The 26,912-nt window shown below is 58.1% G+C and carries 22 protein-coding genes; 13 read left to right on the forward strand and 9 right to left on the reverse strand.

Annotation, left to right across the window (positions count from 1 at the left end; genetic code table 11):
* Positions 1–138: 138 nt before the first annotated feature.
* Positions 139–1,446, forward strand: a complete 1,308-nt coding sequence (locus ETAA8_RS02505; protein WP_145084406.1) for an outer membrane protein assembly factor BamB family protein — start codon at positions 139–141, stop codon at positions 1,444–1,446.
* Here ETAA8_RS02505 and ETAA8_RS02510 read toward each other — a convergent pair.
* From ETAA8_RS02510 to ETAA8_RS02520, 3 genes are all read right to left on the reverse strand, one after another.
* Entirely contained in the window at positions 1,434–2,993 is a 1,560-nt protein-coding gene (locus ETAA8_RS02510; RefSeq protein WP_145100100.1) for a glycerol-3-phosphate dehydrogenase/oxidase, read from the reverse strand. The genes ETAA8_RS02505 and ETAA8_RS02510 overlap by 13 nt on opposite strands.
* Positions 2,993–4,492 (reverse strand): glycerol kinase GlpK, encoded by a 1,500-nt coding sequence (gene glpK / locus ETAA8_RS02515; protein WP_145084409.1) that lies wholly within the window; start codon positions 4,490–4,492, stop codon positions 2,993–2,995. Before glpK ends, ETAA8_RS02510 begins: the two co-directional genes overlap by 1 nt.
* Positions 4,493–5,132: 640 nt before the next feature.
* Positions 5,133–5,975 carry a carbon-nitrogen hydrolase family protein gene (locus tag ETAA8_RS02520; RefSeq protein WP_145084412.1) on the reverse strand — a complete coding sequence of 281 codons (843 nt, stop codon included), beginning with the start codon at positions 5,973–5,975 and terminating at the stop codon, positions 5,133–5,135.
* 228 nt (positions 5,976–6,203) lie between these two features.
* Here ETAA8_RS02520 and ETAA8_RS02525 point away from each other — a divergent pair, with 228 nt between their 5' ends.
* The 6 genes from ETAA8_RS02525 to ETAA8_RS02550 all read left to right on the forward strand — a co-directional run bounded on the left by ETAA8_RS02525 (position 6,204) and on the right by ETAA8_RS02550 (position 14,472).
* Positions 6,204–8,153, forward strand: coding sequence for an outer membrane protein assembly factor BamB family protein (locus tag ETAA8_RS02525; protein WP_202921520.1), 1,950 nt, complete (start codon positions 6,204–6,206; stop codon positions 8,151–8,153).
* Positions 8,154–8,407: 254 nt separating this feature from the next.
* Complete coding sequence (locus ETAA8_RS02530) at positions 8,408–9,817, forward strand: sulfatase family protein (protein ID WP_145084420.1); 1,410 nt, start codon at positions 8,408–8,410, stop codon at positions 9,815–9,817.
* The gene (locus ETAA8_RS02535) at positions 9,814–11,241 is read left to right on the forward strand and encodes a sulfatase family protein (protein WP_145084423.1); all 1,428 of its coding nucleotides are present in this window, start codon (positions 9,814–9,816) and stop codon (positions 11,239–11,241) included. Before ETAA8_RS02530 ends, ETAA8_RS02535 begins: the two co-directional genes overlap by 4 nt.
* A 255-nt stretch (positions 11,242–11,496) precedes the next feature.
* Positions 11,497–12,573, forward strand: a complete 1,077-nt coding sequence (locus tag ETAA8_RS02540) for a DUF1559 domain-containing protein (RefSeq protein WP_145100105.1) — start codon at positions 11,497–11,499, stop codon at positions 12,571–12,573.
* A 52-nt stretch (positions 12,574–12,625) separates the two neighbouring features.
* The gene (locus ETAA8_RS02545) at positions 12,626–13,096 is read left to right on the forward strand and encodes a carboxypeptidase-like regulatory domain-containing protein (RefSeq protein WP_145084427.1); all 471 of its coding nucleotides are present in this window, start codon (positions 12,626–12,628) and stop codon (positions 13,094–13,096) included.
* A gap of 902 nt (positions 13,097–13,998) precedes the next feature.
* Positions 13,999–14,472 carry a hypothetical protein gene (locus ETAA8_RS02550; protein WP_145084430.1) on the forward strand — a complete coding sequence of 158 codons (474 nt, stop codon included), beginning with the start codon at positions 13,999–14,001 and terminating at the stop codon, positions 14,470–14,472.
* 435 nt (positions 14,473–14,907) lie between these two features.
* Here the strand turns inward: ETAA8_RS02550 and ETAA8_RS02555 are convergent, their stop codons facing one another.
* The 4 genes from ETAA8_RS02555 to ETAA8_RS02570 form a co-directional block, all read right to left on the reverse strand.
* Positions 14,908–16,551: a cyanophycinase gene (locus ETAA8_RS02555; protein WP_145084433.1), complete on the reverse strand. Its 1,644-nt coding sequence runs from the start codon at positions 16,549–16,551 to the stop codon at positions 14,908–14,910.
* Positions 16,552–16,629: 78 nt separating this feature from the next.
* Positions 16,630–17,697, reverse strand: coding sequence for a site-2 protease family protein (locus tag ETAA8_RS02560; protein WP_145084436.1), 1,068 nt, complete (start codon positions 17,695–17,697; stop codon positions 16,630–16,632).
* Between the two features lie 195 nt (positions 17,698–17,892).
* Positions 17,893–18,810: a sugar phosphate isomerase/epimerase family protein gene (locus ETAA8_RS02565; RefSeq protein WP_145084439.1), complete on the reverse strand. Its 918-nt coding sequence runs from the start codon at positions 18,808–18,810 to the stop codon at positions 17,893–17,895.
* A 103-nt stretch (positions 18,811–18,913) separates the two neighbouring features.
* On the reverse strand, positions 18,914–20,062 hold the full coding sequence (locus ETAA8_RS02570; RefSeq protein WP_145100108.1) for a Gfo/Idh/MocA family protein: 1,149 nt from the start codon (positions 20,060–20,062) through the stop codon (positions 18,914–18,916).
* A 121-nt stretch (positions 20,063–20,183) separates the two neighbouring features.
* Here ETAA8_RS02570 and ETAA8_RS02575 point away from each other — a divergent pair, with 121 nt between their 5' ends.
* Positions 20,184–21,011, forward strand: coding sequence for a hypothetical protein (locus ETAA8_RS02575; protein WP_145084443.1), 828 nt, complete (start codon positions 20,184–20,186; stop codon positions 21,009–21,011).
* 14 nt (positions 21,012–21,025) lie between these two features.
* On the opposite strand, the gene ETAA8_RS02580 is transcribed toward ETAA8_RS02575, so the two are convergent.
* On the reverse strand, positions 21,026–21,466 hold the full coding sequence (locus ETAA8_RS02580) for a YbaN family protein (protein WP_145084446.1): 441 nt from the start codon (positions 21,464–21,466) through the stop codon (positions 21,026–21,028).
* Between the two features lie 220 nt (positions 21,467–21,686).
* Between ETAA8_RS02580 and ETAA8_RS02585 the strand changes: the two genes are divergently transcribed.
* The 5 genes from ETAA8_RS02585 (at position 21,687) to ETAA8_RS02605 (ending at position 25,404) form a co-directional block, all read left to right on the forward strand.
* Positions 21,687–23,081: a bifunctional folylpolyglutamate synthase/dihydrofolate synthase gene (locus ETAA8_RS02585; RefSeq protein ID WP_145084449.1), complete on the forward strand. Its 1,395-nt coding sequence runs from the start codon at positions 21,687–21,689 to the stop codon at positions 23,079–23,081.
* Positions 23,082–23,326: 245 nt separating this feature from the next.
* The gene (locus tag ETAA8_RS02590; RefSeq protein ID WP_145084451.1) at positions 23,327–23,590 is read left to right on the forward strand and encodes a hypothetical protein; all 264 of its coding nucleotides are present in this window, start codon (positions 23,327–23,329) and stop codon (positions 23,588–23,590) included.
* A gap of 160 nt (positions 23,591–23,750) precedes the next feature.
* Positions 23,751–24,056, forward strand: a complete 306-nt coding sequence (locus tag ETAA8_RS02595) for a plasmid stabilization protein (RefSeq protein WP_145084453.1) — start codon at positions 23,751–23,753, stop codon at positions 24,054–24,056.
* Between the two features lie 51 nt (positions 24,057–24,107).
* Entirely contained in the window at positions 24,108–24,911 is an 804-nt protein-coding gene (locus ETAA8_RS02600) for a hypothetical protein (RefSeq protein ID WP_145084455.1), read from the forward strand.
* Between the two features lie 7 nt (positions 24,912–24,918).
* Entirely contained in the window at positions 24,919–25,404 is a 486-nt protein-coding gene (locus tag ETAA8_RS02605) for a hypothetical protein (protein ID WP_145084458.1), read from the forward strand.
* Positions 25,405–25,437: 33 nt separating this feature from the next.
* On the opposite strand, the gene ETAA8_RS02610 is transcribed toward ETAA8_RS02605, so the two are convergent.
* Positions 25,438–26,796, reverse strand: a complete 1,359-nt coding sequence (locus ETAA8_RS02610) for a hypothetical protein (RefSeq protein ID WP_145084461.1) — start codon at positions 26,794–26,796, stop codon at positions 25,438–25,440.
* Positions 26,797–26,912 lie beyond the last annotated feature (116 nt).

Below are 26,912 nucleotides of genomic sequence, written 5' to 3' on the forward strand. Positions count from 1 at the left end.
GCCGCAGATTAGCTACAGCCGTCATAATCGGGCGCTGGCCGCATCGCGAGCCGCGGCGGCAGCGATTATGATTAACGGCCGTTGATGCATGCTGGTGAAGTGCTGCAGCAATTCAGAATCAAGTTGGGAGTGCGAGCGATGCGAAGTTGGCTGCGAAATGTGGTGACGCTATTGATTCTCGGTTCCTGCACCGCGGCCTTGGCCGGCGAAAACTGGCCCTGCTGGCGCGGTCCGCGCGGCGATGGGACCAGTGCTGAGACCAGCTTGCCCGTGAAGTGGGACGGCGTCAGCGGGACCAACATCGTGTGGAAGGTTCCCGTCAGCGGCAGTGGCCACGCGTCACCCATCGTGTGGGACGACCGCATTTTCTTAACGGCCTGCCTCGATGCGACCAAAGAGCGCGTCCTGCAATGCCTCGATCGCGCGACGGGCAAAACGCTCTGGCAAAAGACGGTCTTCACTGGCCCGCTCGAAACGAAACACTCGCTCAACAGTTTTGCCTCGAGCACTCCGGCCACCGACGGCAAGTTGGTGTTCGTCTCGTTCCTGGAAGTGGACGGCAGTACAATCCCCGCGCCGAACGTGGGGGCTCCGCGCCCGATCACGCCGGGCAAGATGGTCGTCGCCGCTTACGATTTTGCCGGCAACCAAAAGTGGCTTGTTCGGCCCGGTGAATTCATCAGCGCGCATGGTTACTGCTCGAGCCCCGTGCTGTTTGAAGATCGGGTGATTGTGAACGGCGATCACGACGGCAAGTCATATATCGTTGCGTTACAGCGCGAGACAGGTGAAGTTGCCTGGAAGGTGCCGCGGGCTAACGGCATTCGCAGTTATGTGACCCCGATCATTCGCGAGATCGATGGCCGCACGCAAATGATCTTCTCGGGGAGCAAGCACATCATCAGCTTGAACCCGCGCGACGGCAGTGAGAACTGGAAGATCGAAGGGCCGACCGAACAATTCGTGGCCTCGATGGTCTTCGATGGCAAGCTATTGTTCATGGCGGCCGGTTTTCCCACGTATCACGTCATGGGAATCAAACCCGATGGCCGGGGTGATGTGACCGATACGCATGTCGCCTGGCATGCAACCAATGCCAAGTGCTACGTCCCTTCTCCCGTTGTGGTTGGTGAACACTTGCTGGTGGCCGATGATCGCGGCACGGCCAATTGCTTTGTCGCTGCGACCGGCGATCGCCTGTGGCAGGAGCGGTTGGGAAATCACTTCAGCAATTCGCTCGTAACGGCTAATGGGCTGGGCTATCTCGTGGCAGACGATGGCCTGACCAAAGTCGTTCGTCCCGGTGCCACGCTCGATGTGGTCGCCGAGAACCCGCTCGGCGAACGCTGCTATTCGTCACCTGCCATCGCGCACGAGCAGTTCTTCATTCGGGGCGAAAAGCACCTCTTCTGCATCGGCGAGCCGCAGGTGACTCAGGGCAAATAGCCCGCGGCGAGCATCTCGAAGGCTTCGACTTCGTCGCGCTGCCAGTTGGCATCGCGATTGAGTTCGCTGGCAAGGAGTTCGGCCACCCGCGGTGCCATGGACATTGCCGCGCGAGCATTCAGGAAGAGGGCGCGGGTTCGCCGGGCAAGCACATCTTCGACGGTGCGGGCCATTTCGTTTCGCGCGGCCCAAACGACCTCGGCGGCGATCGATGGCAAGTCGGGGTGTAACAGTTCGGCCAGCACGGAATGTGAATCGGCCAAGGCTCGAATGGCTGGAGCATCTGCGCCATACATGGCCAGGTTGCCAAATTGCTCCGCGTTCGCTTGATGGCCATGAATGGGTAGCTCGCGCGTGGTGCAGGGACGCTTGGCCAGTTCGGCCCGCTCCGCGGCCTGATTCACGCAGTCTTCTGCCATGTTGCGATAGGTGGTCCATTTGCCACCGGTTATCGTGATTAGCCCGCTGCTGTCGACGTGAATCGTATGATCGCGCGAGAGAGCGGCGGTGCTCTTCTGATTCGCCGCCTTCACCAGCGGGCGAATTCCGGCGAACATACTCAGCACATTGGCCCGCGTAGGCTGGCGCTCGAAATAGCGGCCGGCCGTTTCGAGAATGAAATCGATTTCAGTCTCCGTGGCGAGCGGTTCCAACGGCGTATCTTGAATCGGAACGTCCGTGGTGCCCACCAGGGTGTGACCGTGCCAGGGTATCGCGAACATCACCCGGCCATCGGCAGTGCGCGGGACCATAATCGCATGATTGCCCGGCAGAAACGAGCGTGCGAAGACCAGATGAATCCCCTGGCTCGGGCTGATCATGTTCGTCGAACTGGGGTCGGCCAGTTTGCGGAGGTCGTCGCAAAAGGGCCCGGTCGCATTGATCACCGCGCGGGCTGTGACCGCGATCGACTCACCCGTCTCGCGGTCTTCGATTTCGACGCCACTGGCATGCCCCGCAGCTGATTTGTGGATGGCTGTCACCCGCGCATAGTTCAGCAGCGTCGCCCCTTGCTCCGCAGCGGTCGTGACCATGTTGATGAGGAGGCGAGCATCGTCGAACTGGCCATCGGAATAAACCACGCCACCGCGCAGTCCCGCGCGCTTGATCGTGGGAATGCGGCGCACGACTTCGGCCTGTGAGAGAAACTGCGTGGGACCAAACCGTAATTTGCCGGCGAGCAGACTGTACGCCTTGAGACCGAGGCCGTAGTACGGTGCTTCCCACCATCGATAGCTGGGTACGACGAACGCAAGGTCGTGCACCAGATGCGGCGCGTTCTGCCGCAGCAGCCCGCGCTCGCGCAGCGCTTCGGTGACGAGCGAGATGTTCCCCTGGGCCAGATAGCGGACGCCGCCGTGAACCAGCTTGGTGCTGCGGCTGGAGGTTCCTTTGCCGAAGTCGTGTTGCTCGGCGAGGAGCGTGCGATAGCCGCGGGCAGCGGCGTCGATGGCGATTCCCACGCCAGTGGCACCGCCGCCGATGATCACCAGGTCCCAGGTTGCGTGCGCGGTGAACGCTTGCGCCCGCATGTTGTCGCGGTTCATCACCGGCTGCCACCTTCCCACAGTTTGCAACGTTCCACGGCCCGTTGCCACTCGCCGCGCAGAGCGTCGACTTTGCTGCGTGGCATCTTGGGTTCGTAACGGCGGTCGATCTGTTGCAGGTGTACGAGCTCGTCGGTACCTTGCCAAAATCCGACGGCAAGGCCGGCGAGATAAGCGGCTCCGAGCGCCGTTGTTTCGATTTCTTTCGGCCGCACGAGGGGCACGCCGAGCAGATCGGCTTGAAACTGCATGAGCAGATCGTCCTTCGATGCGCCTCCATCGACGCGCATCTCGGTGAGGTCGTTTTCCGAATCGGCCTGCATGGCAGACAGCAAGTCGGCCACCTGAAAGGCAATCGATTCGACGGCGGCCCGGGCAATATGTGCTTTCGTTGTGCCGCGCGTCAGGCCAATCATCAGTCCGCGGGCAGCGGGGTCCCAATGTGGCGCGCCCAGGCCGGCGAAGGCAGGGACGAGAAACACGCCGCCGTTGTCGGGCACACTCGCCGCCAGCTGCGAGACCTCGCTCGACTTGCGAATAATTTCCAGGCCATCGCGCAGCCACTGCACCACGGCACCGCCAATGAACACACTCCCTTCGAGTGCGTAGGTTGTTTGATTGTTGCGCCGACAAGCGATCGTCGAGAGGAGCCGATTCTTCGAGATGAGGGGCTTGGTGCCCGTGCTCTTGAGCATGAAGCAGCCGGTACCGTACGTCGTCTTGGTCTGGCCGGGCTCAAGGCAAAGTTGGCCGAACAGGGCCGCCTGCTGATCGCCGGCAATCCCTGCGATGGGAATGCCCCGCGCGTTCAGCAGCCCGCCGGTTGTTTCGCCATAGATTTCGCTCGACGAACGAACTTCGGGGAGCAAGCTGCGGGGAATGTTGAACAGTTTGAGCAGCTCTTCGTCCCACTCGCCAGTGTGAATGTTCAGCAGCATTGTGCGCGAGGCGTTGGTGATATCGGTAATGTGCTGCGCGCCGCCGGTCAAGTTCCAGACGAGCCAGGTGTCGATGGTACCGAAGGCCAGCTTGCCTGCTTCGGCCTTGGCTCGCGCGCCGGGTACGTTATCGAGAAGCCAGGCGATTTTTGTCGCCGAGAAATAGGCATCGAGCAACAGCCCGGTTCGCTCTTGAATCAAATCGGCATTGCCAGCTGCCTGGAGTTGATCGCAGAGGGGAGCTGTGCGGCGATCTTGCCAGACGATGGCATGATGAATGGGGTGGCCAGTTTCACGATCCCAGAGGACGGTGGTTTCGCGCTGGTTGGTGATGCCAATGGCGACGATATCACTGGGTCGCAAGCTGGCCCGCGCAACGACCTCCGTAGCGACACCGATTTGTGTCGACCAGATTTCGTGGGCATCGTGCTCGACCCAGCCCGGCTTGGGAAAGTGCTGTTCAAACTCTTGCTGAGCGACGGCCTGGATTTCGCCCGCGTGGTTGAAAACGATCGCGCGGCAGCTGGTTGTCCCTTGATCGAGGGCCAGAATGTGAGGCATGGGGAGCAATCCTTGGAGAGAGGCTCACGAGTCAGCCTTCACTTTGGCAGGATCGCAGCCCGCTGCCAATTACGGGAGACGAATCGGGTGGGTCCGTGGTCTTCGTTTCACTCCCCAGGAGGGCGGATCGCATTATCGCGGGGCAGGCGACAAGGGCGGAATGGAAGCCTGCGATCGGCTAGGCGATGCAGCTTGTATGCCAAACATATTGTAAGTAATTATTTTGCAACTGTCAATAATATAACGAGCATGCGCATCTAACCTGTTGGCGAATTGTTGGTCGATTTTGGCGTAAGTGAGGGAAGAGTGTGCAACTCGTCACGCAGGGAATTGCCAATGGGGGGACTGAAGTTGCGGAAGATTCTGGAAAGCGATTTCCGGAGTTTCCTGCATGCGGTAACGACTTGGGGCCAAGGCGAGTCGCAACTGCTGAGCAAGACACTCATTACGACAATCAGGCAACGTCGCACAAGAGCTGGGATAATGGAAATTGAATTTGGACCTTTCCTCTAATTCTTAAGGACTTAGGAAGACCCGGAAACGCACAAACGACAGCCGGAGAAGGGTTTACGAGATAGCGGAAATTTTGCGTGTAACTGTGAATAGTGGAAATTTCCTCAACTGCTGGCAAGGGGCGGGCCTAGCTGGGCGCTGCGTACTCGGCGCGGGCGACCGTGTCGGCAAAGAGCACCTTGGCACAGCCGTCAGTATCGAAATTGAACATCGCCCGCGTGGCGAGGTCGATGTCGATATCGGCAAACAGCACCATTTCCTTTTTCAATTCAGCTTGCGCTTGAATGCGGCCGTCGGGCATAACGATCATCGAGGCGCAGTTCTGGTGCTCGGGGTGGCAGATGTTACACGAGGCGAACCAGACCGTGTTCTCGGCGGCGCGGGTGACGATCATCGCGTGATGAATCGGGATCTTCCAGTCGTTAGGGCGCGTGGTGTTGTTCTGGGGATGAAAGATCAGTTGAGCACCCTGGCGGACGCACTCGCGGGTGGTCTCGGCAAAGCGAAAGCCTTCGAAGCAGATCACAATGCCCACCCGCACGCCGAACAGGTCGAAGGTTTCGAAGGTGCTGCCGGGAGAATAAGCCACGGCATCGAGGGGCGTGAGTTTGTTTTTGTGATGGACGCCGAGGATCTCTCCAGCGGGAGAGAACACCAAGGCGGAGTTATAGGGCTTGCCGCCGGTCGGGTTCGAGGGGATTGGAGTCTCGGTCCCCAGAATGCAAGCGATCGATCGTTCGCGACAAAGTTGAGCGACGCGCTCGTGCAGCTCGGCCAATCGCTGGGGTTGAATGGGCGTATCGGGCGTGGAGATATCGACGCGATAACCCACGGTCTGTGTTTCTGGAAAGCAGACGATCTGCACGCCCAAATCGGCGGCCAGTTGGATGAACTGCAAGATCTTGGCTTCGTTCTCATCGATGTCGGCGGACTGTTTGACTTGCGCAAGCCCAATGCGGATGTTCGTCATCGCAGCAACCCTGTTGGCGAGGAAGACTCAGAAATACAGCAGCAATGTAAACGACGACACTGCGATCAACAGCATCTTTTTCCCAGGCGGCCCGTTTTCGGCAAGTTCGCTGACGAAAGTGCATCCAGCCAATTTCGCAACGGCTACAATGCAACTCTTCTCTCAGCGAGCAATATCATGCTGGCGACTCTCCTTTGCCGTGGGTCTCGTGCAAGTTGGTGCGCGGCGATGTGCTGCGCACTGCTGCCAATCAACGCAAGCGCAGCCGAGCCAGCTGCCGATTCGACTTGGCCTGGTTGGCGTGGACCAACGCATGACGGCGTCGCGACGGGAGCGGAGTTGATCGACAAATTTCCTGCGGAAGGTCCGCCGGTTTTATGGGTGCGAGAGTTGGGACAAGGCTACGCAGGTTTTGCGGCCAGCAAGTCTCGGTTGTTCACGATGTCGCAGTCACTGTACGAACAGTCCCTCGTTTGCTTGAATGCCGATTCGGGCGAAACCATCTGGTCGACGAAACTTGGTTGGCCTTACGACGGTGCTGGCTTGTACCCTGGCCCGCGCTCGACCCCGGTGATTGCCGATGAAAGAGTGTTTTACGTCACTCCGCAAGGCGTCGTGGGATGCGCGGCTGCCCAGACCGGCGAGTTGCTCTGGTCGCTGAACTTTAATGAGAAGTTCCAAGGCCGCGGTACCGAGTTTGGCTATTCGAGTTCACCGCTCGTCATCGACGGATTGGTGATCCTGCCAGTCGGTGGCGAATCGGCAAGCGTGATCGCCCTGCGGGCCTCCGATGGAAGCCTGGCGTGGAAGTCGGGTACCAAACCCGCCAGTTATGCGACACCGCTGCCGATCGAGTGGCAGGGGCATCCGCTGGTGGTCGTGCTTATGCAGAACTCCTTGGCCTGTTATCACCGCCAGACCGGAGAGCGCTGGTGGGAATTGCCGTTGTCCAATGGTTACGACGAACATGCGGCGTCTCCCATCTATCGGGAACCGCGATTGCTGATTGCCGCGCCGTTCAAAGCAGGAGCCGAGCAGTTCCAGCTTGTCGCAAGCGAAGATGGCCGTCGCTGCGAACCAGCACGTGTGTGGGATAGTTTGCAGCTTTCAAACGATGTGGCTTCCAGTGTGCTCGTGGAGGAAACGCTGTTTGGCTTCGATTTGCGCGAAGCACAGTCCCGGCTACATCGACCCTCACGAGGAGAGTTTCGCGCGCTCGATTGGCTGACGGGCGAAGTGCGTTGGTCGTCCCAGGAGCCAGGGCAAGCCCAGCTGATTGCTGCCGATGGAAAATTGGTTGGCCTGAACGACCGGGGTGAAGTGCTGCTATTTCGCGCTCATCCCGATCGGTACGAAGAGCTGGGGCGCGTGAGGATATTTCCCGATGAAGTCTGCTGGACTCCGCCGGCACTGGCGAACAATCGCTTGTACTTGCGAACACAAACTCGCGCCGCCGCGATCTACCTCGGACGCCAGCCCCTGCAAACTGCTGCATCTGTTCTCGTCGCCAGCGAAGTGGTCCGGCAAGAAAGGTTTGATCCGGGAAGCCTGCTCGGAGCCGAGCGGGACTATCCAGCGACGCCGCCTGCCGCCGTTGAGCTTCGCCACTGGTATTGGTTCAGCTGTGCACTAATCGTCATGGCGGTGGCCATCTCCGGCCTGACTGACATCTTCGTGCGTACGCGCGTCAGCATGAAACCGCAGGCGGGAAGTCCGTTTGCCAGTTCAGCACCAAGCAACCTCGCGCACGTTGTTTGCTGGACGTTGATTTTTCTCGGCGGTTGCCTGGGAAGTTGGATCGTGCATCACTGGACAACGCTCTACGTTTTTAGCTGGCCACTCGCGTTGTGGGCTGCGTATCAACTGGCGATCTTTTTTAGCGTGACCGGTAGTCGTGCAAACTTTCGAAGTCGTGCGCGTTTGAATTCTTATCTTGCCGGCGCAGGATTGGTCGTGCTGGCGGCAGTCTACTTTCATCTATGCCGCTGGCTGGGGCTCGCACTCGAGTGGTGCTACCTCACGGGCTTTGTCCTCTCGTTTCCGTTGGCCGTGCCACTGGCGTGGTACTTGATGCAAGTGAAGCAATTCGTGTGGTTCAGCAGTGGTATCGCGTACCTTGTTTCGTTCAGTGCGTACTACTGGACCAGCGTCTACTTCATGGAGTGGTGGCTGAGGTAAGGGTCGCAACTGATTAACTCCACTGGCGGACAAGGTCATGAGTTATTTCATCAATGATCGGATTGGAAACACGCATGCCGTTCGCTAGGTTGTACAGGGTGCAGACGTTGCTCCTGTGGATTTGCGAAGTACCTCAAGCTCAACACAACTGCCGTCTTTGCCAAGATCAATTCAACGCTGCAAATAGCTCCGGCTTGCAATGCGTTTACTCTAGAAACAATGTGATATCCTTCTCTTCTGAGCGGCGAAAGCTAATGGGTTCAAAATACAAATTGACGATACTGATCATCGCTGCTGCAATCCTTGCAGCCGCACTCCGACCGGCAACTGCCGATGAAACTACAGTTTCTGGCCGTGCCCCTAATGTATTGCTGATCATTACCGACGATCATGGCTATGGCGATGTTTCGACGTATCACGAGTCGGATGTGCAGACGCCGAACATCGACCGGCTTGCGGCGGGTGGCATGTTATTCACTGGCATGCGGGCGAATTGCACGGTTTGTTCGCCGTCGCGCGCGGCGCTACTCACAGGCCGCTATGCCGATCGTGTTGGTGTGCCGGGTGTGATTCGCACGCAGCCCGAGAATTCGTGGGGCTATTTCGACCCGCGGGTGCCGACGCTGGCCAATGAATTGAAAGCTGCCGGCTATCACACGGGCATCGTCGGCAAGTGGCATCTAGGACTCGAATCGCCCAACACGCCGAACGAGCGGGGCTTCGATACATTTCGCGGCTTTCTCGGCGACATGATGGACAGCTACGCCACGCACGCACGCCACGGGAATAACTACCTGCGGCATAACTCCGAAGTCATCACGGCGAAGGGACACGCAACCGACTTATTCACCGATTGGGCCATCGACCACTTGCGCGAACGGGCCAAGCAACCGGCGCAGCCGTTCTTTCTTTACCTGGCGTACAACGCGCCGCATTTTCCTATCGAGCCGCCAGCCGAGTGGCTCGCAAAAGTAAAACAGCGAGCGCCGCAGTTGAGTGACAAGCGAGCCAGCAACGTTGCGTTCGTCGAGCATCTGGATGATCGGATTGGACGCGTCCTAACGGCGCTAAAGGAAGCGGGATTGGAGGGAAATACGGTCGTGGTCTTTACGGCGGACAATGGAGGCTCGCTGCCGCATGGACAAAACAATGCTCCGTGGCGCGATGGAAAGCAAAGCCACTACGACGGCGGCCTGCGTGTGCCCTTCATGGTCCGCTGGCCGGGGCGAATTCAAGCGGGCTCACGCAGCAATTACGCGGGCTTAAATTTCGACTTATTTCCAACGTTTTTGGAACTCGCAGGACGCCAGCCAGCTGCCGATCTCGATGCCGTCAGTCTGGTTTCAGTGCTGCGTGGCGAAACGATCAACGCGCCGCGCGATTTGTATTTCGTCCGCCGTGAAGGTGGAGCCGCGTATGGAGGCAAAAGTTACGAAGCGCTCATTCGGGGCGAATGGAAACTGTTGCAGAACGATCCGTTCAGTCCGCTGGAGCTCTATAACCTGAAGGCGGACCCCCAAGAGACGAATAATCTGGCTAAGGTAAACATCAAGATGGTTCAAGAACTATCGGCTGCTTTGCGCAAGCACATTCAACGCGGCGGCAGCACCCCGTGGCAAGCTCCAGTGATAGCGCCGCAAAGCGCTCAGGACTCAACCAAATGAAATCGCCTCTTGCCACCATTATTACTTTGTTATTCTTGTCGACCGCGCTGGCAACTGCTGAGGAGCCGAAGAAACCAAATATCATCTTTGTGATGGCCGACGACATGGGCTGGGGAGAGACCGGCTATCGCAACCATCCGGCTCTGAAAACTCCTCACCTCGACGCGATGGCCGCGGGCGGTTTACGGTTCGAGCGGTTCTATGCGGGCTGCCCCGTCTGTTCGCCAACACGAGCGAGCGTGCTCACAGGGCGGTCCAACGATCGTACGGGAGTGCTGAGTCACGGCTATGCCCTGCGTCTGCAAGAGAAGACGATTGCCCAGGCGCTGCAGCAGATCGGCTACGTGACGGGGCATTTCGGCAAGTGGCATCTGAATGGAATGCGCGGCCCCGGTGCTCCGGTATTGGGAACCGATCCGCGTCATCCTGGGGTGTTTGGCTTCGACCAATGGGTCTCGGTCACCAACTTTTACGATCTGAATCCGCTCATGTCGCGAGCTGGCCAGATTGAAGAGTTTACCGGCGATTCGTCGGAGATTGCCGTGGCCGAAGCGGTCAAGTTCATCGACGCGTATCGTCGCGGCGACAAGCCACTGTTCGCGGTCATTTGGTTCGGCTCGCCCCATAGTCCGTTCCGCGCGCTGCCCGAGGACAAGGCGCAGTTTCCGAAGCTCAACGATACGTCGGCCAATCATTACGGTGAGTTGGTCGCGCTCGATCGTAGTGTGGGAACGTTGCGGCAGAAGCTCCGCGACACTGGCCTCGCCGATAACACCTTGCTGGTATTCTGCAGCGACAATGGCGGTTTATCGGGAGTGTTTCCCGAAACTGTCGGCGGCCTGCGCGGCCACAAAGGAACTGTGTTCGAAGGTGGTCTGCGTGTGCCGGGAATTATCGAATGGCCTGCGGTGATCAAACCGCGCGTTACAAACTATCCGGCCTGTACGATGGACCTGTTTCCCACGGTGAGCGACATTTTGAAGCTCCCTGCAAGTACGCGAGTCGAGCCGGTAGACGGCCTCAGTTTGCAGCCACTCTTCGCCGGTGAGATTGGCCCACGCAGCAAGCCGATTCCGTTCCGCTTTCAAGGTCAGGCCGCGTGGATCGACAATCGCTACAAGTTGCTGACTTCCAAGCTGAGCGAAGGTGAGTTTCAACTGTTCGATCTGGAAGAGGATGGCCCAGAGTCGCGCGATTTAACCGCCGAACAACCCGCGGTTGCTGCCCGCCTGAAGAAGGACCTTCTGGCCTGGAACGAAAGCGTGGAAGCCAGCTTCATGGGGAAGGATTATCCCGAAGGGAAGTTGAATCCGCCCGACTTGCGGTCGAAGTTGTGGACGAACGAACCCGAGTATCAGGAGTATCTACCTAAGTGGCAGAAGCGCCCCGAGTATCGCGCGGCCGGCAAGGGCACGAAGAAATAATCGAAGTCCCCTGTAATATGTGACGCTGCGATTTGTCGCTTGCCGAGGAGCAAGAGTTACACTCACCGGAGGGGGCGACAGACTGGCACGAGGCTGATCAGGCTACTTTTCTTGAACCAGTACATTGGATCATGCACTATAGCCGCGCGAAGATTCAGCTATAATTTCGTCAGCTGCTGAGTTCCTGCGCCACTGACCAGCACGCTACTCGTGTTGTTCGCCTTATCATCATCCTCACTCTCCCGGAGGATTCTCATGGCACGCGTAGTTGCCGTTTCACGCCGGTCTGGCTTTACGCTCGTCGAATTGCTGGTTGTGATTGCCATTATCGGCGTGCTCGTCGCGCTCTTGTTGCCGGCCGTGCAAGCCGCCCGCGAAGCGGCCCGCCGCGCGCAGTGCATGAACAACATGCGGCAGTGGGGCCTCGCTCTGCATAACTACATGGACACCTTCGGCGCGATGCCAGCTGGCTCGGGTGGAACCCAAGGCACAGGAGGCAACAGTCGGCGGATCAGTGCCTACGTTGGCCTGTTGATGTTCATCGAAGGTCGATCGCTGTACGAGAAAATGAGTTCGGAGCAGAACTTCGGTGGCACGACATATCCACCGTTCGGGCCCGTTCCTTGGGATCAGAACTACGATCTATGGGGCAAGGCCTTCCAAGTGAAGAGCATGCATTGTCCGTCCGATGTGCCGGTGGGTGACCCGCGCGGCGGCCGCACTGTCGCCATGGCGTCCACCAGTTATTCCTTCTGCGTCGGTGATCACGTGACCGGTACCGGCAATCAGCAGGCCTATCAGGGGCGCGGGTTGTTTGGCACCTACAGCTATGCCAGTTTCAAAAATATTTCCGATGGCACCAGCAATACGATCGCGATCTCGGAAAGGTGTTTCCCCAAGGACGCTCGGAGCGTTTCCGGCCGCGCGGTGGAGAATCTGACGGGCGTCAATACCAACCCCTCGTTGTGCCTGGCACAAGTGAGCCCAGGTACGAATCGGTTTCTCTCCTCTGCCGCGGTGTCGGGTTATCGCTTTGGCGGTACTCGCGCGTACGACGGCATGCCCATCTATACCGGTTTCAATTGCATCCTCCCGCCGAATGGTCCTTCGTGCCAAACCGGTGATGCCAACTCCGTCGGCGTGATCTCGGCTCAGAGCTGGCACCCAGGCGGTGTGCTGGCGTGTTTCGCCGACGGCTCGACACGGTTTATTACTCAGACCATCAATGCCGGTAACCCGGGCTCGGCGGAGTCGCTCGGCGGGGCAAGCCCCTATGGTGTGTGGGGCGCTTTAGGAACGATCAACGGCGGCGAAGTGGCGTTTGTTCCTTAACGGTTGTTCAATTGATCGTGAACGGATGAATGCGAAGCGACGAGAGTCACCTATGTGCGAAAGCTGGATTTCTCAATCACGAATTGCTGCGAGCGTTATCGGCCTGACGCTGCTGACCTTAAGCGGCTGCGCCGATCCCGGGGCTGGCAGCAATCTTCCCCCGCTCACCAAGGTGACGGGAACGGTTCGCTTCCAAGGCCAGAGCGTGGAAGGGGCCGATGTCACTTTCAACAATGTCTCGGCGGGTTACTCGGCGAACGCCAAGACCGACTCGGCGGGACGGTTTGTGCTAACAACCAGTGGTAAGGAAGGGGCAGTTCCCGGTCAGCAACTGGTGAGCATTCGTCGCGTCGATGTGATCGACAACACGCCCCCGGGTGTCGATCCAACCGCGGGGGGCATCGCACCTCCGCCGACCATCAACTGGATCGTCCCTCAGAAATACTCAGAACTGGCGACTTCTGGCCTGACCGCCGAAGTGACCGACAGCGGCCCGAACGATTTTCAGTTCGATTTGAAATGAAAGCCCATTGGTCGACACGAATTAACTCATTCGTGTTCCTCCCTGCCGATGAATCTCCGCGATCGCACTCAGTTCGCTTCGCCGCGGGCCGGGGGTTTATCAACACCCCCATTTTGCGTGCATCGTATGCAAGCCGTTTCGCGGCACCGCATTGCGCCCGATTTGCAAACTCCGAAATCATCCTATTTGTTGATAAACCTCTGCGTCGCAGTTTGCTGCGGTGACGACATTGCGAACAAAACCCAGAACAATTACCTGAACGATCGTTGGATGTCCGTTGCCAAACCTGGTTAACCGGGCCGCTTGCGGCCGTTGAACTGGCGGTTCGTTTGTTTTGCAGTGTACCCGCGCAAGCGCGTGGGTTAACCAACTGACCTGGTGCACTAGTTACACTACTAGCTCCACGCAGCGGCGCGGACAGCTCGCGCGGCGCAATCGCTCTCATTCCACCAGGTTTTCAAACAGCTGCTTAATTTATGACGATGTCGTGATTACTTGTCAAGTAACTGACAGCGACATTTTCATTGCTTGCCAGCCTGATTCACTGACGACAATCTGGTCTGCCAAAAGACACGGGTGGAGTACCTCCCGAGCCACCCGACGGTCTAGCGGAAGACCTGGATGTGGTTGAGATTGCCTACTGCGTTCCAATTGCGGAAGGCGAGCATGTCAAAAAATACTGGGAGGACACATATGCGAAACTGCCTAACATGAAGTACTGCGTTCCGGGCACACATTGCACGAGTACGGCTGCACACGAGGGCACCGGCGAACCAATCGCCAATCATTTCTTTCTCGCACCGGATATCTTTTTGAGTCAATTGTAGTTAAGCAGAAGCACACCTGCGGAAAGAACAAGGGTAAGCTTGCCGAGTTCAAAATACTTAACAAGGCACCATATCATGACAAAATTAAGCAGTGAATCTATCGATCGCAGGTTCCAGTATCATTGCAATCAGCTGCTGACAATTGCTGTTTGTGTTGCTTGGAGTTATGGCGCCAGCGTGTTTGCCGACGAGTTGGGCGCCCTAGGTAAGCGCATCAGCGTAGTGGGCACACGCCAATACAAAAAACAAACATCGGCACTGCAGGTTTCGCCCGCTGCGGCTCGAAAAAAAATGGACGATCAGTTGTTGAGTGAAGGCGCGTCTATTAGGTACGATCTTGTATGCTTGTTCGACGATGCATATGTTTTCTCTGTACCTGTGGAAAAGATGGGCGTGCGCCTTTTCGGCTACCTAGTTGACGGCAAAACTGGAAAGATTACCGCAACGAAGCGTGGCCAAATTGACGACATGCTTGGCTCGGCTGTAGACAGCGGCGTGATGCCTCATGCGACTTTTAGATCGATCAAAGATCTAAATGATCGACCGTGAACTGCATTGGTCGATGACGGAGTTTGTTTAATGGTAATGTTCGGGTGTATTGTTGCATTCGGTGCCCTTCGCGATCGGCTTAACTGAAAAATACCTGCTTCCACAAAAGTGACCACTTCTCGAGTTCCATCCTCCCGGCAACGATATACCGAATCGGCACGAATTGACTTGGGCTTATCGAGCGCTAATCGCATCGCTCCGCTGATAATTGAAATAAGTTCAACTGCCTTCGCGCGAACTGTATTTGCGTTGTCAGATGGGGCAAAGGTATCCGACTTCAGCACATACTCGTTGCGATCAAACGTTATTTCAGCCGTGGGACCGACCAACGACTTTGCGAGGATGGAGAGATCAGTTGAATCGCCTATAAGTTGCACAAGCCACATCAATCGTTCCATTCAATTCAGCGATCATTAATCTCGCTTGAAAATGCCGCTACTCCACCAACTTCCGTTCCGCCAAATCAAACTTCTGTCCGGACTTGAGTGAGAGATAGTCTTTCTCGCCGCTGGGTTCGCCGCTTCGATAGTCGTAAAAGTGGACTTCGCTGTTGCCGAGAACTTCGGCGGTGCTGCCGCGGACGACGAGGGCGGTGGCTTCGTCGATGCCGATGCCGAGCAATTGCGGTTGGAACTTCATCAGCTGGGTCATATCGCCGAACCGCTTGCGCTGGGCAAAGTGCTGGTCGATGGCGACGCCCGGCAGGTAGCCGAGGCCGCGCTCGTAACCCTCAGCCATCATTTCGAGATTGCCGAGCGGGCTGCCGCGGCAAAGGTAGTCACCTTGAATCGTCGCCCCTGCACTGCTGCCCCCGATGACACCGCCACGGGCAATCACTTCGCGCAGCAGCGGTTCGACTTTGGTTCCGGCATAGGCATCGATAAATTTCCATTGCCGACCACCACCGAACCAGACCCCCTTGGCCGTGGAGAGAGCCTCGATGACGGCCGCCGATTCCACTTCGTCCCGCTTGGTCTGCGGCAGGACGATGATGTTCTTCGCGCCGAGTCGCTTGAGAAACGCCCCTTCTAATTCGGGCTTTACCGGTTCTTGCGCGGTGGGCAAGACGACAATCGGCGCGTCAAGGCCGCCGGCCAGTTCCAAAAACTTTTCGGCAACGGGTTTCGGCATTCCACCGCCGCCGACAATCACCAGTGAACCTTGCTTCACTTCGGGCGTGGGCCATTTGGTGGGCAAGTAAGCTTCCGTCGCGCGCGCTAAGGCAGCGCGGCGGAGTGAGACCAGGTCGTGAGTATCGCCGGCCTTCAACACCACTTCGCGCAGCGGCCGGCCAGTTCCAGCTGGCAACAGCACGGTCGCCGTCGACTCGCCGATGACTTCCAACTTGCGTCCGCGGACGACGACCGCTGTCTTTTCATCGATCCCGACACCCCACAGCCCGGGCTTCTGCTCGAGCGCTTTCAGCAATCGTGGCATCCGTTTGCGGGCGACGAAGTGTTGATCGACGATGGCCCCGGGAAGCAGGTCGAAGCCTGTGGCCATCTCGGGTACGACCTTGCCGCCGCCGATCATCACGCGACTTTGAATCGCCGCGCCGGCACTGGCTCCGCCGATCAGACCGCCGCGTTTCAGCAGGTTGTACAGTTCCGTTTCGACTTTTGTGTTCAGGTACGAAGCGGCATGCAGATTCTGATTGGAGCCGAAGAACCAGACAGCGGTGGCTTCTTGCAGCGGCTTCACAAATTCGTCGCTGTTGGCTTCGGCCGCTTCGCGGGTGTGAAAGATTGTCAGGCTTTTGGGCTCGTACTTGCGCCACGGTTCGATGTATTTCAGTTCGAACTCCGGCGTGTCTTTCTCAAACTCATAGCGCGGGCGCGAGGTGGGAATGATCACCAGCCTGGCGTTTTTGCCGCCGGCGATTTGCATGAACCGCGCGCGAATCCCGTCGTCCGCAGGTACTCCGCCGCCACTCACAATGAGTGTGCCCGGAATGCCCGCGGGATCGACCAGCGAGAGGCTGTTCAGCGGCGAGATCGGCAGATTCTCGGCTGCCAGAGCAAGCGTGGCAGTCGAGAGCAGGCCGATGAACAGCAGCGAAGCGGAGAAGCGTGAAGACATTGTATTCACCTGTAGCGTGGGCTTTAGCCCACGTTGTGTTTGATGCCAGGTGCGTGGGCTGAAGCCCACACTACTAAACTAGCGGATGGCCATGACTTCGGGGGTGAGGCAAACGATGGGGATGATCAGTGATGCCCAGCCCAGGATGATGCGGGGCCAGCCGAGTGGCACTGTGTCGTCGCTGGTTGGCGGGTGGTCCGTTCCCATCAGCATCACCAGTAAGGCCATCAAGATCAACATTGTGTTGCCGGTGTAAGCAAAATACGCGAACGTAAGGACCATTAACCCGCGGGCGAGCCAATGGGCACGGCGGCCGAGCAGGCAATAGGTAATGTGGCCGCCGTCGAGTTGACCGACAGGGAACATGTTCAGGCCGGTGAAGAAGAGGCCCGTCCAACCTGCCATGAGGTAGGGATTCAACTGGCCGAGCCAAGCGCCTGATTTCCAACTGCCGGGATGGGCGGCCTGCAGCCACCAATCCATTAGCAGCGGCGGTTTGACTGAGACGATGCCGTAAGCGGCCTCTTGCAGATCGAGTTGTGTGATGCCGAGCCAAAGCACGGGAATCGCCACGATGAGGCCGGCGAGTGGACCGGCGATGCCGATATCGAAAATCTCACGACGGTTGGCCTTCCCGCCTTCCATGACGATCACGGCACCCATGGTGCCGATGGGAGATAGAGGGAATGGAATCACCAGCGGCAAGGTGGCTCGCACGCGATAGATCATGGTCATCACGAAATGTCCCATTTCGTGCGCGAGCAGAATGCCGAGCAAACTGCACATGAAAGCCAGCCCCGTGGGCCACTCCGCCAGAATGCTCCGCCGCAAAGGCGTCAGGTTTAGCTGGTTAAGACAGGCGGTGAGGACATCCTGCGGCCACCAGTGACTACAGCCAGCAATAAAGATGCTCACGCAACTGAGCAGGAATAAAATCAGGGGCAAACGCACGGCATAGTAAATGGTGCGAGGACCAGCTGCGGCGCGATCGTCCCCCGTGATGTCGGTGACGGCACTCGGTTCGTAACGGACGGTTCCGTCGTCGCTCACTTGAGGCTGCGCGGCATCATGCACGTCGGTGGTACTCGCCAGCAGGGGCGTCGAGGCTGGCGCAGGCGAATCGGTAGGCTTAACGGGGTCCATCATTCCAGAATAGCCGAAGACCCGCGCGGTCACCATGCGGGCGCGGGCTCGGCCTGATCCAGCTCGACGCGATAGCGAGGGTGATGCGCAATCGACCGTTCGCAGCTCGAACGATGCGACCTCCGGAACCTGAGATTTGACGGTGAATATCTGCTCATTTAGCTCCCTCGCTGACGCGTCGGGCTAAATAGGAACGGACTATCGTCCGATGAACTGCCGCAAGTAGATGGCACTCTGCCGCAGCGAGCGTTGGCGGGCTTGCAACGAGTCTTCATAGGCCCGGTCTTCGACTTCGACACAGACCGGCCCACGGTAGCCAACCTCACTGAGCACCGAGAAAAAGCGACCCCAGTTCACATCGCCCAGGCCCGGCAATTTAGGGGTGTGATATTCGTTGGGATGAGCGAGGATGCCGACGTCGTTCAACTTGTGCTGGTCGATCCGGACGTCCTTGGCATGCACGTGAAAGAGTTGGTCCTTGAACTCGCGCAGCGGCTGCAGGTAATCCATCTGCTGCCAGATCATGTGCGACGGATCGTAATTAAGTCCGAGGTGTTCGCTGCCCAAATCGTTGAACAAGCGCCGCCAGATCTTAGGCGAAGTGGCGATGTTCTTGCCACCGGGCCATTCATCTTTCGTAAACGACATCGGGCAATTCTCGATGCCGATCTTCACGCCCCGCTCTTTCGCCAAGGCGACGATCGGCTGCCACGTTTCGATGAGGCGAGGCCAGTTGTCGTCGACCGATTTCGTCCAGTCGCGGCCAATGAAGGTGTTTACCCGCGAGAGGCCGAGTAACGGCGCAGCAACGATTACTTTCTTGAGATGTTCCACGCATTTCGCCGCTTCGGCAGCATCCGGCGAAAGGGGGTTCGGATAATACCCGAGCCCGCTGATCTCGACCCGCGCGGTCGTCAGCACTTTGTGCACCTCGCTCGCTTTTGCCGGCGTCATATCCGTGACATCGATGTGCGTCACACCGGCGTAACGTCGTTCGGCCTTACTTACGGGCCAGCACATCACTTCGATACATTCGAAATCATTCTCGGAGGCAAACGCAGCTACTTCGGTGAGCGAGAGATCGGCGAGAATGGCGGTGACAAAACCGAGCTTCATTTTTTCTGACTCCCAATGCGATCAACGATGAACGAGTTCTGAGTTCTCAGGCAAGCGCTTGCGAAGTTCTGGTCTCAGAACCTAGAACGCAGATCCATCCCACTTAGACCTCAACCCAACCCCTTGACGCATGACTCCTCAGAATCGCTTCGCAGAGCAGAATCTCGCGATGCCCTTCCGCCAGGGTGGGATATGGTTGCGCCGCGCTAGTGGCCGGCTTATCGAGACTGCCGTAGAAGGAGCGAAATAGTTGCTTGAAGGAATCGGAAAAGCCTTCGTTGTGTCCGCCAGGGTAGGCTGCGATCCCGCGCGCTAGCGGAGACAATAGTGCTGGATCGCGCACGAGCAGTTCGCTGGCTCGGTCGCGCTGACCGATCCAAAGTTCGTTCGGGCGTTCGCTGTTCCAGGCTAACGATTCACTTCTTCCGGCCAATTCGTAACGAATGCAGTTCTTGCGGCCGGCCGTTGTTTGCGAAACGTGTAGATTTCCTTTCGCGCCGCTGGCGAATTGCAGCAGGATATTGCCGGCATCTTCGGTATCGATGGAGACTTCTTCGTCGTGCACGGGGGTCGCGCGGTCCGCTTGAAAGGTTTCGACACTCGTCATGCCCCGCGGTCGCTTGCGAATCGGATGGACCGTTTGCAGGTCGGCACACACACTCGTGACTTCTTCGGCCATGATGAATTGAATCAGGTCGAGCCAATGCGTGCCGATATCGGCAATTGCTCGCAGCGGACCACCTTCGCTGGCCAGTACGCGCCAGTTGAAGTCGGTTTCGTGCAGCAGCCAATCTTGCACGTACGAGCCGGTGACGTGCAGCAACTTGCCAGCTTCGCCCGCTAGCACTCGCGCACGCGCTTCGTGACAGAGCGGATAGAAGCGAACGTTGTAACAGACCCCGGCATGCAACCCGGTCTCAGCTGCCAACTTCACCAGGTCGGCAGATTCCTGCGACGTCATGGCTAGCGGTTTTTCGCAGAGCACGTGCTTGCCCGCTCGCAGGGCCGCAGCTGTTTGCTCGGCGTGATAGCGATTGGGGGAAGTGACGTGAACCGCCTGCACCCGGGGATCGTACAGCAGTTCGTCCAGCGACGCATAGCCCCGCGGAATGCCATATTTCTCGGCCGCAGACTGCGAGCGCGCCGGCGACGAACCGAGAATTCCCACCACCTGCTGGCCCGCGCGGCGGAGTGCTTCGAGATGGATGGGCCCGATAAAGCCCGTGCCGATCAGGGCGACGCCAAACGACATTGACACCAAGCCTCCGTTTGTTGCAGGCTACTGTAGCGTTTTACTTGCGACAGACTACTCGCACGCAGCCTAGCAATCACTGGCACCAGCGACAAGCAAGCTCACCACGGATGATTCGAGCATGAACTCTCTCCACTTCTTTTGCTCGTTGCTGGGTTACGTTGCGCTCTGTTGCCTATTCCCTTGCTCCATCCTGGCCGCGGAAGTAGAGCCCGAGTCTGCATTCACACCGTCAGAAGGATTTCAGACCTGGGTGACCGAGATCGTCCGCGATCAACTTCCCGAAGATTATGAGAAGAGCAAGAACTGGGGAAACACGACCCGCACCTTCGCTGGCTGGAAGGTCGAGCGCGATGGCCTGAAGATCGAAACTCGCCGTCGCTGGAAAGAAGCGAACGACGGCACGTGGACTCGCTATCGCGTTACGCCTCTCAATCCCGATAAGCACTTCGCGGTTCGCGTGGAGAAACTCGAACAGCTTGAAGGGAATAGAATTCGCCTGCAACTCACAGCGATCTCGAAGCTAAGGCTCTTCGGGCGGATGTCTCAATGGGAGCATGGCGTGCAACTGCTGAGCACAAGTGCCGAAGCTGATGCCAAAGTCCGCGTACGCGGCACTGTCGAGATCGCGCTCAAACTCGATCCGACCAAGTTCCCGCCAGATGTTTTCATCGTTCCAGAAGTCACCGACGCCGATTTCGCGATCACCGAATTCGAACTGCGCCGCCTCGGACAGTTCGATGGCCCGCTGGTTCGTTCACTCAGCGATGATACCCGTGCCATGCTCGCCGACGAACTGGCTGCGCGCCGTCCCAAACTCGTCGCCAGCTTGAACAAGAAACTTGCCAAGCAGCAGGACAAGTTGAAGTTCTCGTTCAGCGACTTGCTCAAATCGGAATGGGGCAAGTTCGTCCCCGCCGATTTGTCTGCCGACGAAAGTGAAAAATAGAAACTGCTGCGAGGCTAAGCGGCCATGCGCAGTTTGTTGCTGCGGCCACTCTTGATCTTGGCCGTGTCGGCGGTCGCATCCTCACTCACGGCACGTCGTACCGTCGGCAAACGACAGACCACAATCACGGCGACGAGCCCGCCGAGTAGTGACACGCCCAGCGGAATGCTGAGCTGCGGATTGAGCGTGAACGTGATGACCGGGGTGGCGAGCGCCAGACAGAGCGCCGCGAACTTGGCAGCGGGGCGCATGCCGCGATGTTGTTCCCAGTCGCGAAGCACAGTCCCGAGCAGCGGTAGGCGACGCAGGCGGCGCAAGGCCCGATTGCTGCTGCGGGCAAAGCAGGCCGCAGCCAGCAGCACGAAGGGAGTGCACGGCAACACCGGCAGCACTGCTCCGGCCAAGGCCAAGAGCACGCAGCAACCGCCGGCGATCATCAAGATGGCGCGCATCATCGGTTTGCCCCTCAGTCATCGCCGGCCCGATCTGCCCAATCGTGCGCGATCACTCTTTCAGAATATCGGCAAGCGGGCAAGTGAAACTAGATGGGGAAAATCCCGAGACTGGGACGGTCGTAGCGATTTTGCCGCGATTTTTGCCTACCCGGCACGACAGCTGGCAACCTCACGGGTAGGATAACAACCTTCGCTCGTCTGTCCCTGGTCGCCAAACCCTATGCCCGCCACGCTTGCCGTCGTCGATCGCGATTCGGCTCTGGAATTTCTCTTCGGTCGCATCAATTACGAGCGGACGACGCAAATCCCCTATCGCACCGGCGGGCTCAAGCTCGAGCGGATGCAGCAGCTGCTGCAAATTGTCGGCGACCCTCACATCGGCATGCCCGTCGTGCATGTGGCGGGAACCAAGGGGAAGGGCTCGACGGCGACCATGGTCGCCCGCATCCTGCAAACTGCCGGCTATCGCACCGGGCTTTATACTTCGCCCCATCTCGAACGGCTCGAAGAGCGGTTCGTCATCAACGGGCTGACGTGCAGCGAACCGGAGTTCGTTCGCCTGGCGGCCGACCTGCAAGCCGCCACTTATCAACTCGAAGCGCGCGACCCGCTCAATCGCACGCCAACTTTTTTCGAAATCACCACGACGATGGGGCTGCTCCACTTTGCCCGCTCGCGGGCCGACGTTGTCGTGCTAGAAGTGGGACTCGGTGGTCGGCTCGATTCGACCAACATCTGCCGCCCTACGGTGTGCGCAATCACGAGCATCAGCTTCGATCACGTTCGGCAGTTGGGTAACTCACTGGCCGCGATCGCGCGCGAGAAGGCCGGCATTATCAAGCCCGGCATACCAGTTGTTTCGAGCGTCTGCGAAGCCGAACCGCGTGAGGTAATCGAGCGTATTGCTGCGGAACAGAACTCCCCGTTGATTCAGCGGGACGTTGATTTCACCAGCTCGATTCTTACGGATCAACAGTCAGCTGCCACGCAGTTGCTTTATCGCGAACCTGGCGGACCCGCTGCTGCCAGTTATCAACTGGGGCCACTTCCGATCGGCATGATTGGCGAACATCAGGCCCTCAATGCCGCGACGGCAATCGCTACTGTCCGGCAACTGCCGCACCAGCGGTTTACGATCCACGATGCCGCCATTCGCCAGGCCCTGTGGGAAGCGAAGTGTCCCGCGCGCGTCGAAGTCCTGCAGCAGCGGCCGACAGTGATTGTCGATGTCGCTCATAATGTGGCTTCGATCGCGGCATTGATCGAGGCACTCACGCAGCGTTTCATCGCGCGGCGGCGGATCCTGGTGTTTGCGAGCAGTCGCGACAAAGACACCAGCGGCATGTTGAAACTATTGCTCCCGAAGTTCGATCACGTGGTGCTGACGAAGTTCGTCAACAATCCACGCGCGGTCGAGCCCGAAGAGTTGCGTGTGTGGGCCCAGCAGGCGCTCCTTGGCAGCGGTCACTCGCCGCAGCTTGAATTGACTGCTGAACCCCAAGCCGCATGGCAACGCGCTCGGGCACTGGCCCAAGCCGATGATCTCGTTTGTATCACCGGCTCGTTCTTTCTTGCCGCGGAATTGCTCCCCACACTGCATCAGGCCTCCCCATAACGATTTCAATCGTTCTTGATCGTCCAGAAAGCATGCTGAACGCGTGCGAAGCACGCCAGCGGGCCTTGTTCGCAAAAATGCCGGCAAAACAAGCGTATTTCAATTTGTTTTCGCTTGTGGCGCGCAGCTTGCATAACTACGAATTCGTGACGGGAACCCAACAGCCGTCAGCGAGGCCTGTGACAAGAAACATTCGTTGCCAGCGCCTGCCTCGATGCTGCAACAGTCGATTAGGAGTTTCCATCATGAAACAGTTCACTTTTGGTTTGATTGCCGCGCTCGGTTTGGCCTTCGTCGGTTGCACACAGAGTGTGCCGGATGCAGCCCGCGATGTACGCGAGGCCGAAAAGGCAACCCAGGAAAATGTGAAAGAAGAAGTTCGCGACGTCCAAGATGCAGCCATCGAAGGCAAGAAGAATGAGTTGGAAGAGAAACGCGACCTGGAAGATGCCAAGAAGGCTGAGATCGACAAGGTTAACGACTCAGTCCCCGCTCCGGTCAATCCGTAGTTCGGCGTTAAATACATAGGTGAGTTCGGCGTACTCCCAAAAGAGGGACGCTGGCTCATCAACCAAGTTCTGCCCTATGATTGGCAAGTTCGCTTGTTAATTGTGGGGCAGTTCTTTTTTGCGCATCAGCTTGCTTACGATTCGCAGCAGGAGTGCTACCATGCCCCGCGGTGATAAATCCAAATACACCGATAAGCAGAAGCGGCAAGCTGAGCACATTGCCGACAGCTACGAAGATCGCGGCACTCCGAAGAAAACCGCCAAGGCCCGCGCTTGGGCTACTGTCAATGCCATGACTGGCGGCGGCAAGAAGTCTGGCTCGGGTGTGGGCAAAAAGGTAAACAAAGCCCCGGCGAAAAAGGGTGGCAAGAAAGGTGGCGCGGCCGCCGCTGCTCGTCCCAAAGCGGCCCGGGTAAAGTCTGCCAAGAAGGCAGCAGCCACGCGCGCGAGACGAAAGAAGACGTAGTCCATAAAATCGCGCCGCTTGTGCGTAGCCTTTGGTCAGCAGCCGATTAAAATGCTGCCCATGGAATTTGACTATGTCACCCTCGTTGTCATTGGCGCTATCTTCCTGGCATTCGTGCTCCTTGTGCCGATCAGTTTGTTTTTTACGCAGCGGTTCTCCCTTCGTCCCCAAGCCGAAGTGTTTGTTCCCGCGCCGGAGACAATGCCGCCGGTCCTCTTTACTCACTTTGCGAATTCTTATCTCGCATTGCAGCGGGTTGGTTTCGAACTGCTGCTATGTGTGAAGGCGCAGGGCATGAAGAATGTCGTAAGCCACGTCGCCTCACTCGTAAATCGACAAACCCTCGATTCAGCGGTCATTACTGCACTCACAGTTGTCGGCACGCCCCATGTGTTCCTGTATGTAGAGATCTTCCGCCGCTATCGAAACGGGGAGGTTGTGCAAACGAACAATTCCCCTGTGCTGATGGGATTACCCGAACCGGCATATTGCACTTTCTATCAGTTGCCACAGATTTCAGATCCTTCTCAGCTGTTTCAGATTCATCAACTGCTAATCGAGCGCGCCGCGCCGCAAGCAGAGGCGTATTTGCGACTCGATGAAGAGTTCGGCGACAATCCCATTGCCTGCATGCAAACAATCTTCGAGGAAGCCGTACAGGATGAAATTCGGCGTGGCCTATTCTATCAACCGGCTGGTACTGACTACGCGCGATTTACAGTCTATGGTTCGCTGCGGGCCGGTTGGTCGTTGATCTTTCCCGTCAGTCTGGTTCGGCGGATACTGCGTGATCGCCGGGCACAGCAGTTGGTTCAGGAAGTAACCGCCAACATTCCCGTTGCCGAATTGAAGTAACCCCAATATGGCTCGCAACGAATCAGATCGCGAAGACTTGCTGCGCGAAGCGACCGCCCTCGTCGAGCGCGCGGAGTACCTTCTGCCCGGTGAAGAAGAGCCTGTGGTGGCGGGCTTTCGCCGCGATGGCAGTTTCAGCCTGTTCTTTGGCGGCGAGCGGGTAGTGCAATTCAATTCAGCCGGGCAATTGCGCCGCGGTTACTTTCACGGCCGTTTGCTGAAAGCGGACCAAGGGAAACTCGTCTGGATGACGCGCGAGCGAACCGCCGACGCGGTGATTCTGCTGTCGCAACCTGTTGTCAGCGCTGAGGCAGGTGACTTATTGCGTCAGGCTACCGAACTGGTCGAGCGTTTGAGTTCGCATTTGCAGCAGGGAAGGTTTACCCTCGTTGGTCAGGTTCCTGCCGAAGGAAAGATTGTCGAGCGGATCATTGCCTGGTCAGCAAACATGCCGCGTCCGTTGCAGGTTGCCGCAGCGCCGAACGCGCGCTAAGTGCCCGTTCATCGACCGCACGAACTGACAGCGTTAGAACGTCCATTGCACTTGCGTTTGCAGGCCGACCCCTTGGTTGTTCGGCAGGCCGACGTAGTCGGTTTCGCGATACGTCACTTCGAAGCCGACGCGGAATTGATGGGTGACGTCCCAAATCAGGTTGCCGAAGACCGTCTGGTTGTAGGTGATCTGAGCTACGTTCAGGTCGGCATCGAGTGGGTCGTCGAAGCCCGCGCCAACGTGCGTGTGCAGGCAAGGGGTAAGGTAGTGATAGATTTCGCCCCAGGCCCCGCGGGTGCGAATGCTGTTGAACGTCATGGTGTTGGTGCTTTGCAGCACTCCGGCATTCAAGAAGCCGAGCCCTTGGCCGACGAAACCTTCGCCCACAATGCCCCAACGTTCGTTGATTCTCCAGCGGAGATCGACGCCCAGGCCGTAGGTATTGGCCACGACGTTGGGGTTGAGTGGGATGGCGGTGCGCAGTTGCCCACCCACTGCCGAGACGCCAATTTCGAAGGCACGCTTGGGTTCGAGCCCTTCCTGTTTGAGCTCGCCCGTCGCGTAGGCGATGCGCCCTTCGATGTTTGGCCAACCGTTGTCTTCGCTGATGCGCAGCGGTGGTGCGCCGGTGATGATCTGTGAGATGGGTGTTTGGGAAACAACGCCCGTGGCAATTGGATCGGAGAGCGCTGCCTGAATGGTCCACTGCGAATTGCTGTCGGGATGCAAATAGCGCTCAACGCGGAATTGTCCCGGAAAGTTATTCCCTGCATTGCCCGAAGCAATCAGCGACGAGAAGGTCAGCATGGTCGGCAAATTGGGAGAGAAAACGTTGAACTGCAAGCCCGCCGCGATGCGCCAGTCTTCGTTGCGGAGTTCTCCGAACGCCTGCAATGGCAGAAACCCATAGCGATCGACGATCAGCGCATCGTTGTAGAACATGGCGAGCATTAACCCGCCCGCTTTGAAGTTGCCCACATCGGGACCAGTGAAAAGCGCGCCCAGGCTACTCGATCGCGCGAAGATATCGACCGTGTTCTCGGGCTGAACTGCGCCCGGCGCCAGAAACATGGGAATGCCCGGCGCAACGGCGCGGGCCGTGTTGTACATCATGTTGGCTTGCAGCGTGCCGAAGATGTTGACGTTCCAGAATGGCTGCAATGTCGAGACGTGCGGGCAGGGCTGACAGGGAGCCGGCTTCACCGGACATTCACAAGTCGCACAGCGACAAGTGGGGCATACGCAATCGGGACAGGGTGGCGCGATTTCGGCGAGGCTATCGGCCACCGAGTGCGAAACGACCGCAGCAGGGAATTCGGCATCAAGCTCTTGGCCAGCCGTCGATCGAAGCACGCCAATTCCTGCGCACAGCACGACTGCCAGCAGTTTCATTCCCAAATTTCGAACACGTTGCATAGCTCCCCCCCGAGAGTTGTCAGATAACTCTTCGACGGTGAATCTGGGGCGGCTTTAACGATTTTGCCGGTCGTAGCGGCAGCCGGCGGGTT

The sequence above is a fragment of the Anatilimnocola aggregata genome (assembly GCF_007747655.1).
GTDB classification, from domain to species: Bacteria; Planctomycetota; Planctomycetia; order Pirellulales; family Pirellulaceae; genus Anatilimnocola; species Anatilimnocola aggregata.

Coding starts and splice junctions, on each gene's coding strand:
- ETAA8_RS02505 (WP_145084406.1), top strand. CDS start 139: ATGCGAAGTTGGCTGCGAAATGTGGTGACGCTATTGATTCTCGGTTCC.
- ETAA8_RS02510 (WP_145100100.1), bottom strand. CDS start 2,993: ATGAACCGCGACAACATGCGGGCGCAAGCGTTCACCGCGCACGCAACC.
- glpK (WP_145084409.1), bottom strand. CDS start 4,492: ATGCCTCACATTCTGGCCCTCGATCAAGGGACAACCAGCTGCCGCGCG.
- ETAA8_RS02520 (WP_145084412.1), bottom strand. CDS start 5,975: ATGACGAACATCCGCATTGGGCTTGCGCAAGTCAAACAGTCCGCCGAC.
- ETAA8_RS02525 (WP_202921520.1), top strand. CDS start 6,204: ATGTGCTGCGCACTGCTGCCAATCAACGCAAGCGCAGCCGAGCCAGCT.
- ETAA8_RS02530 (WP_145084420.1), top strand. CDS start 8,408: ATGGGTTCAAAATACAAATTGACGATACTGATCATCGCTGCTGCAATC.
- ETAA8_RS02535 (WP_145084423.1), top strand. CDS start 9,814: ATGAAATCGCCTCTTGCCACCATTATTACTTTGTTATTCTTGTCGACC.
- ETAA8_RS02540 (WP_145100105.1), top strand. CDS start 11,497: ATGGCACGCGTAGTTGCCGTTTCACGCCGGTCTGGCTTTACGCTCGTC.
- ETAA8_RS02545 (WP_145084427.1), top strand. CDS start 12,626: ATGTGCGAAAGCTGGATTTCTCAATCACGAATTGCTGCGAGCGTTATC.
- ETAA8_RS02550 (WP_145084430.1), top strand. CDS start 13,999: ATGACAAAATTAAGCAGTGAATCTATCGATCGCAGGTTCCAGTATCAT.
- ETAA8_RS02555 (WP_145084433.1), bottom strand. CDS start 16,551: ATGTCTTCACGCTTCTCCGCTTCGCTGCTGTTCATCGGCCTGCTCTCG.
- ETAA8_RS02560 (WP_145084436.1), bottom strand. CDS start 17,697: ATGATGGACCCCGTTAAGCCTACCGATTCGCCTGCGCCAGCCTCGACG.
- ETAA8_RS02565 (WP_145084439.1), bottom strand. CDS start 18,810: ATGAAGCTCGGTTTTGTCACCGCCATTCTCGCCGATCTCTCGCTCACC.
- ETAA8_RS02570 (WP_145100108.1), bottom strand. CDS start 20,062: ATGTCGTTTGGCGTCGCCCTGATCGGCACGGGCTTTATCGGGCCCATC.
- ETAA8_RS02575 (WP_145084443.1), top strand. CDS start 20,184: ATGAACTCTCTCCACTTCTTTTGCTCGTTGCTGGGTTACGTTGCGCTC.
- ETAA8_RS02580 (WP_145084446.1), bottom strand. CDS start 21,466: ATGATGCGCGCCATCTTGATGATCGCCGGCGGTTGCTGCGTGCTCTTG.
- ETAA8_RS02585 (WP_145084449.1), top strand. CDS start 21,687: ATGCCCGCCACGCTTGCCGTCGTCGATCGCGATTCGGCTCTGGAATTT.
- ETAA8_RS02590 (WP_145084451.1), top strand. CDS start 23,327: ATGAAACAGTTCACTTTTGGTTTGATTGCCGCGCTCGGTTTGGCCTTC.
- ETAA8_RS02595 (WP_145084453.1), top strand. CDS start 23,751: ATGCCCCGCGGTGATAAATCCAAATACACCGATAAGCAGAAGCGGCAA.
- ETAA8_RS02600 (WP_145084455.1), top strand. CDS start 24,108: ATGCTGCCCATGGAATTTGACTATGTCACCCTCGTTGTCATTGGCGCT.
- ETAA8_RS02605 (WP_145084458.1), top strand. CDS start 24,919: ATGGCTCGCAACGAATCAGATCGCGAAGACTTGCTGCGCGAAGCGACC.
- ETAA8_RS02610 (WP_145084461.1), bottom strand. CDS start 26,796: ATGAAACTGCTGGCAGTCGTGCTGTGCGCAGGAATTGGCGTGCTTCGA.